Genomic DNA, 6,119 nt, shown 5'->3' with positions numbered 1-6,119 from the left:
GACAAGGCCTACTCGTCTGGCACGATCCGACGCCAGCTCCGCAGTCGCGGTATCGCCGCTGTCATCCCAGAGAAAAGCGACACCATCGCCGCTCGCGAACGCCGCGGCAGCCGCGGTGGCCGACCCCCGAAACTCGACACTGACCTCTACAAAGACCGAAACGTCGTCGAGCGTTCCTTCGCACTGGCCAAGCAATGGCGAGCGCTGGCCACCCGCTACGACAAACTCGCGATCACTTACCGCGCCGCCGTCACCCTCTGCGCAATTCTCACCTGGCTACGCCGATTGGGAGACACACCCTAGGTGGACGACCTGAGCCGCCGGTCGGGACCATCCCCGCTCGCGCGGGGAGCACCACCGGGCACCCTTCGCGGCCTTGGCCCCACGGGGACCATCCCCGCTCGCGCGGGGAGCACCTCCGGCGTCTCGCTGATGGTGTGAGCGCCCGTGGGACCATCCCCGCTCGCGCGGGGAGCACACCCTCTACATACACGGCGAAGACGAGCAACCGGGACCATCCCCGCTCGCGCGGGGAGCACATCGACGAGCTGACGGGCCGGGACGGTGAAGTGGGACCATCCCCGCTCGCGCGGGGAGCACATCGGTACCGGCGAGTCGGTGGTCTCGGTGACGGGGACCATCCCCGCTCGCGCGGGGAGCACCCGGTCCTCGGGTTGCATCGTCCGCTGGTTGAGGGACCATCCCCGCTCGCGCGGGGAGCACGACGCCGTGATGAGTGGGGCGCCGGCGGGATCGGGACCATCCCCGCTCGCGCGGGGAGCACTGACACGCGCTGCGGCCGAGCAGGGGCTGGACAGGACCATCCCCGCTCGCGCGGGGAGCACGTACTCGAGCGTGTCGTGCGGGCCGGGATGCTGGGACCATCCCCGCTCGCGCGGGGAGCACGACGGCAACATCCTCGCCGGGGTCAACCCGGCGGGACCATCCCCGCTCGCGCGGGGAGCACCGTGATGAGGCGTTGCGGAAGAAGGGCGAGGCGGGACCATCCCCGCTCGCGCGGGGAGCACTCGCAGGTGGGTTCGACGAAGCCGAGGACGCAACGGACCATCCCCGCTCGCGCGGGGAGCACAGTATCGCGTCGACGACGACGAGGCGGGAATTGGGACCATCCCCGCTCGCGCGGGGAGCACCCCTGGGCCAGGTCGATCACCGCCACCGCGGGGGGACCATCCCCGCTCGCGCGGGGAGCACTCTCTTCGGAACCTAGCCGCTGGTAGTCCATCGGGACCATCCCCGCTCGCGCGGGGAGCACACCAAGGGCCTCATGCAGATGCGCGACGACACGGGACCATCCCCGCTCGCGCGGGGAGCACTTCGGGGACAACTGGGAGGCGATCAAGGACCTGGGACCATCCCCGCTCGCGCGGGGAGCACCAGCGGGTCCACGACGACACCGAGGTGCCCGAGGGACCATCCCCGCTCGCGCGGGGAGCACGCCGAGTCACCCACCCAGGAGAACGACCTTCGGGGACCATCCCCGCTCGCGCGGGGAGCACATCTGCTGCGCCGTCCTGGGCGCGTAGAAGTCGGGACCATCCCCGCTCGCGCGGGGAGCACTGCGGCGGTCGCCCGCTATACCGCATGGGTGGAGGACCATCCCCGCTCGCGCGGGGAGCACGAGTTGGACACCTCGATGCCGAGGGACGACTCGGGACCATCCCCGCTCGCGCGGGGAGCACATGACCGCCCCGGTCTACGACACCCTCACCGACGGACCATCCCCGCTCGCGCGGGGAGCACAAATGCTCCGTAATGTCAATGGGCTGCGCCCCGGGACCATCCCCGCTCGCGCGGGGAGCACGCATGGCGAATCCGCGCCGCCGACGGGTACGTGGGACCATCCCCGCTCGCGCGGGGAGCACCCCTCCGAGATCAACCCCAGGACGGCCGCATCGGGACCATCCCCGCTCGCGCGGGGAGCACAAGGCTGGTACGAGGTCTCGACCCGGGGTGGCGGGACCATCCCCGCTCGCGCGGGGAGCACGTCTCGACGGCCGGAGCGCAAGGGTACGGGCAGGGACCATCCCCGCTCGCGCGGGGAGCACGACCTCCACCCACCGCAACATCAAACCCCCGAGGGACCATCCCCGCTCGCGCGGGGAGCACTCCAACACCTGGCGGTGAATGAACCGGGCGGCCGGACCATCCCCGCTCGCGCGGGGAGCACGAGGTGCCGCTCCGCGCCAGTTCGGCCCGGATGGGACCATCCCCGCTCGCGCGGGGAGCACCTGTCTGGCGGCGAGGCGATCATGCGGCCCGAGGGACCATCCCCGCTCGCGCGGGGAGCACAGGCCCGCCTCAGTGGGATCGAGGCAGGCGTCGGGACCATCCCCGCTCGCGCGGGGAGCACATCCAGCTTGCCGGTGACCTCGCGTCATCAACGGGACCATCCCCGCTCGCGCGGGGAGCACGAGGGCGAGCTGACCGGGATCCAGTCCAGTGAGGGACCATCCCCGCTCGCGCGGGGAGCACTCGCTGCGCGTGTGCTCGTCGCCCGCCCGCTCCGGACCATCCCCGCTCGCGCGGGGAGCACCCCGCCTCGGTGACCGCCTGAGACATAACCCGGGGACCATCCCCGCTCGCGCGGGGAGCACAGCACGCACAGACCTACATGGGGGCGCGATGAGGGACCATCCCCGCTCGCGCGGGGAGCACGGCGCGGACGATGCCGACGATGAGGCCCTCGCGGGGACCATCCCCGCTCGCGCGGGGAGCACGCGCAGATCCAGGGGGCCTGTGATGTGAAGACGGGACCATCCCCGCTCGCGCGGGGAGCACGTGGTACGTCTCACTTCGGGCACGTTCCTGGTGGGACCATCCCCGCTCGCGCGGGGAGCACGGGGCCGGGTAGTTGGCTACCGAGCCTGTGTCCGGACCATCCCCGCTCGCGCGGGGAGCACGTTGGTAATATCGGTAGGTCGTCGTGGCAGTCGGGACCATCCCCGCTCGCGCGGGGAGCACAGCGTGCCAAGCGGTATCGAAATCGTTGACGAGGGACCATCCCCGCTCGCGCGGGGAGCACTTCCGGCTCAACAGGGGGAGTGAACGGAACCGAGGACCATCCCCGCTCGCGCGGGGAGCACGTTGGACGCCTTCGAGGACATGACCCGGGCGGTGGACCATCCCCGCTCGCGCGGGGAGCACGTGTTCGGTCCGGTCATCGTCGCGGCGGCGGACGGACCATCCCCGCTCGCGCGGGGAGCACGTTGTGTCGCGGATCGTGGACATTCACGGGGCGGGACCATCCCCGCTCGCGCGGGGAGCACGGCACGAGCGGCACCATGACCGTGTGGGCCGGGGGACCATCCCCGCTCGCGCGGGGAGCACGTACGCGGAGGTCCCCAGCAGGTCGAAGCGGTCGGGACCATCCCCGCTCGCGCGGGGAGCACGAGACCGGCGAGGTCTTCGCGGACCAGCCGCAGGGACCATCCCCGCTCGCGCGGGGAGCACACGCCCCCACTGCGAGTGGGATGGATGTAAGTGGGACCATCCCCGCTCGCGCGGGGAGCACGTCACCGGGTACGCGCCCATCACCGTCAACCCGGGACCATCCCCGCTCGCGCGGGGAGCACAGGCCGGGCGATCCGGGCGAATCGTGCAGTGGGGGACCATCCCCGCTCGCGCGGGGAGCACCCGTGCCAGTCACCAATGCCATGGGGCGTCTCCGGACCATCCCCGCTCGCGCGGGGAGCACGGTGTCCGGCTGATGGCGATGTCGAAAAAGATGGGACCATCCCCGCTCGCGCGGGGAGCACAGTGATCTGCTGATAGCCGAGGTCGCGTAGCCGGGACCATCCCCGCTCGCGCGGGGAGCACGTACCGAGCCAGTCCCCACGCACCGGGGCGACGGGACCATCCCCGCTCGCGCGGGGAGCACCCTGAACGCCCACCACCCCAAGCCTGGCGAATCCGGACCATCCCCGCTCGCGCGGGGAGCACTCGCTGTTCACGATGCCGGACAATCCGTTGGACGGACCATCCCCGCTCGCGCGGGGAGCACGCGTGCTGCCCGGGTACACACCCGGCCGGGACGGGACCATCCCCGCTCGCGCGGGGAGCACGCGCTTAAGGCGGCGCTCGGTGTGGTGGGTACGGGACCATCCCCGCTCGCGCGGGGAGCACGACTCCAGCCCGCATTGTGTGGTGTCGTCGCGGGGACCATCCCCGCTCGCGCGGGGAGCACAAAGACAACGGGGACGAGGAGATGGAGATCCAGGGACCATCCCCGCTCGCGCGGGGAGCACTCGTCTGCGGTACTGAACCTGCTCAAGCCCGCGGGACCATCCCCGCTCGCGCGGGGAGCACTCGGTCTGTGCAACCGCCAGGTCCTGCGAGGCGGGACCATCCCCGCTCGCGCGGGGAGCACCGTCCCTATGCCGGTGTCGATGACGCCGGCGACGGACCATCCCCGCTCGCGCGGGGAGCACGTGTCCACGGCGGGGGCGCAAGGGTACGGGCAGGGACCATCCCCGCTCGCGCGGGGAGCACTGGGTCAAGTGCCCGCCCCCCGTCGCGACCGTGGGACCATCCCCGCTCGCGCGGGGAGCACCGGATCAAGGGCATCACCGCCCGGCCGATCAAGGGACCATCCCCGCTCGCGCGGGGAGCACGCTTGCTGACCAGCCATCTTACAAGCGACTAAGGCACTCTTCCATGACTTATGACAGGAGTGGCTGGGGTCGGACGGAGAAATGGCGCAGCACTCGGCCGAAGAACTGACTTGTACAAGGCTACTAATCGGGAGCGCTAGTATCTCGCGGCTCCTAGCGGCCGATCACTTCAGTAACGTCTGCGTCGACGCTGCGCAGCCGTGCTCCAGCCCTTGCGAACTCGTCCACGGGTGGTTTCGTTGTTGGTTGGACGACGGATCAGGGTGATGCCGTCGAGATCGACGGGCTCCCATTCGTGACGGTGAGTCTTGAATGTAAGCCGCTGTTCCCCGTCAGAATTGTGCACCATGATCGCCTTGCCGTCCTTCACGTACTCGACGATCTGGCTCCATAGTAGGTCCCGTACTCGAGCCGGAACGTGGCCGACGTAGACTCCGGCGCTGATCTCAAGCAGCCAGCGGGTAAGTTGTCCGCGGAGTTTCGCCGGACAACTGGTGAGGACAACCACTACCACGGCAGGTCCGCATCGGCGGATGAGAAATTGGTGCCGCCGACTACATTGTGGCCGCGGTCGTCCCAGAGCTCAATTACATCGGCGTAGTCGGCTTCCTCCACAGCATCCGTGTCTCCTGTGAGGAGGAGGGTGTAGGTGTCACGAACACAACGTGTCAGGATGGCGCCGGATTTCACGGCATCTCGAACGGCTCTGCGGGTCATGGCTCCCACGTCGTCAGCTGGGAGGCGTTCCCGATTGATGATCTCAGCTACATCGAAGGCCACCGGAACGGTTATTTCGGCCTTGTACAAATCCGCGATGTCGTACACGAATGACCGGTCGTGGCCGGTGTGGACAAATCCAAGACCCGGACTGCAACCGAGGGCCACAACCACGGAATGGACAACACCGTACAGACATGTGTGCGCTGCTGAGAGCGCCTGGTTGATCACGTCGGAGGCTGTGAAATCCTTCGGGTCGTAGTCGCGACGCTTCCATTCGACCCCAGTCCGCGCTGAATGTGTACGGTACAGACTGCGGACTCGGGCTCCCTCACGTCCGCGAAGTTGCTGCATCGAACACGCTGACACTTCTTCATCGGGAAAGCGCATCTCGTACATCGCGCGGGCGACGGCGATGCGACCGCGAGTATTGGACACCGCGCGGGCTTGCGCGTCCAGCAGCCGGGAGGTCCGACCGAGTGGGCGCCCGTGTGCGTAATAGCGGACACCGCGCTCTCCGACCCATACCGCTGTTGAGCCGCTGTCAGCCATCAACAGCATCGCCTGGTGCGTCACCCTGGTCCCGGGGCCGAGCAACAGCGCGCCAAGAGAAGCTGCCGGTATATGTATCACGCCAGCGTCATCTGTTGCCGTGATCGCGCTGTCGTCACGTCCGATCGTCGCACGCTCGACATAGACGAACGAGAGCCGATCCTGGACGCGGACCAGTTCGCTAGGTCGCGTTGGGCGCACTCCGGGAATCTCGACCAT

3 protein-coding genes and 1 CRISPR repeat array are annotated in these 6,119 nt (G+C 69.3%); of the genes, 1 reads left to right on the top strand and 2 read right to left on the bottom strand.

What is annotated here, in order from left to right; all coding sequences use genetic code 11:
- Window positions 1-303: transposase (locus G6R20_RS16240; protein WP_163376997.1), on the top strand; the 303-nt coding region annotated here is incomplete at its 5' end.
- A gap of 23 nt (window positions 304-326) precedes the next feature.
- Window positions 327-4,631: direct repeats of the CRISPR family, unit length 28 nt; unit sequence GGACCATCCCCGCTCGCGCGGGGAGCAC.
- A 169-nt stretch (window positions 4,632-4,800) separates the two neighbouring features.
- On the opposite strand, the gene cas2e is transcribed toward G6R20_RS16240, so the two are convergent.
- Window positions 4,801-5,139 (bottom strand): type I-E CRISPR-associated endoribonuclease Cas2e, encoded by a 339-nt coding sequence (gene cas2e, locus G6R20_RS16235; RefSeq protein ID WP_335672669.1) that lies wholly within the window; start codon window positions 5,137-5,139, stop codon window positions 4,801-4,803.
- Complete coding sequence (gene cas1e / locus G6R20_RS16230) at window positions 5,139-6,119, bottom strand: type I-E CRISPR-associated endonuclease Cas1e (protein WP_163376995.1); 981 nt, start codon at window positions 6,117-6,119, stop codon at window positions 5,139-5,141. The genes cas2e and cas1e overlap by 1 nt, the downstream gene beginning before the upstream one ends.

Source organism: Dietzia sp. Alg238-R159 (genome assembly GCF_900537145.1).
Taxonomy (GTDB): Bacteria; Actinomycetota; Actinomycetes; order Mycobacteriales; family Mycobacteriaceae; genus Dietzia; species Dietzia kunjamensis.
This window is presented reverse-complemented; position numbering and strand designations above follow the sequence as displayed.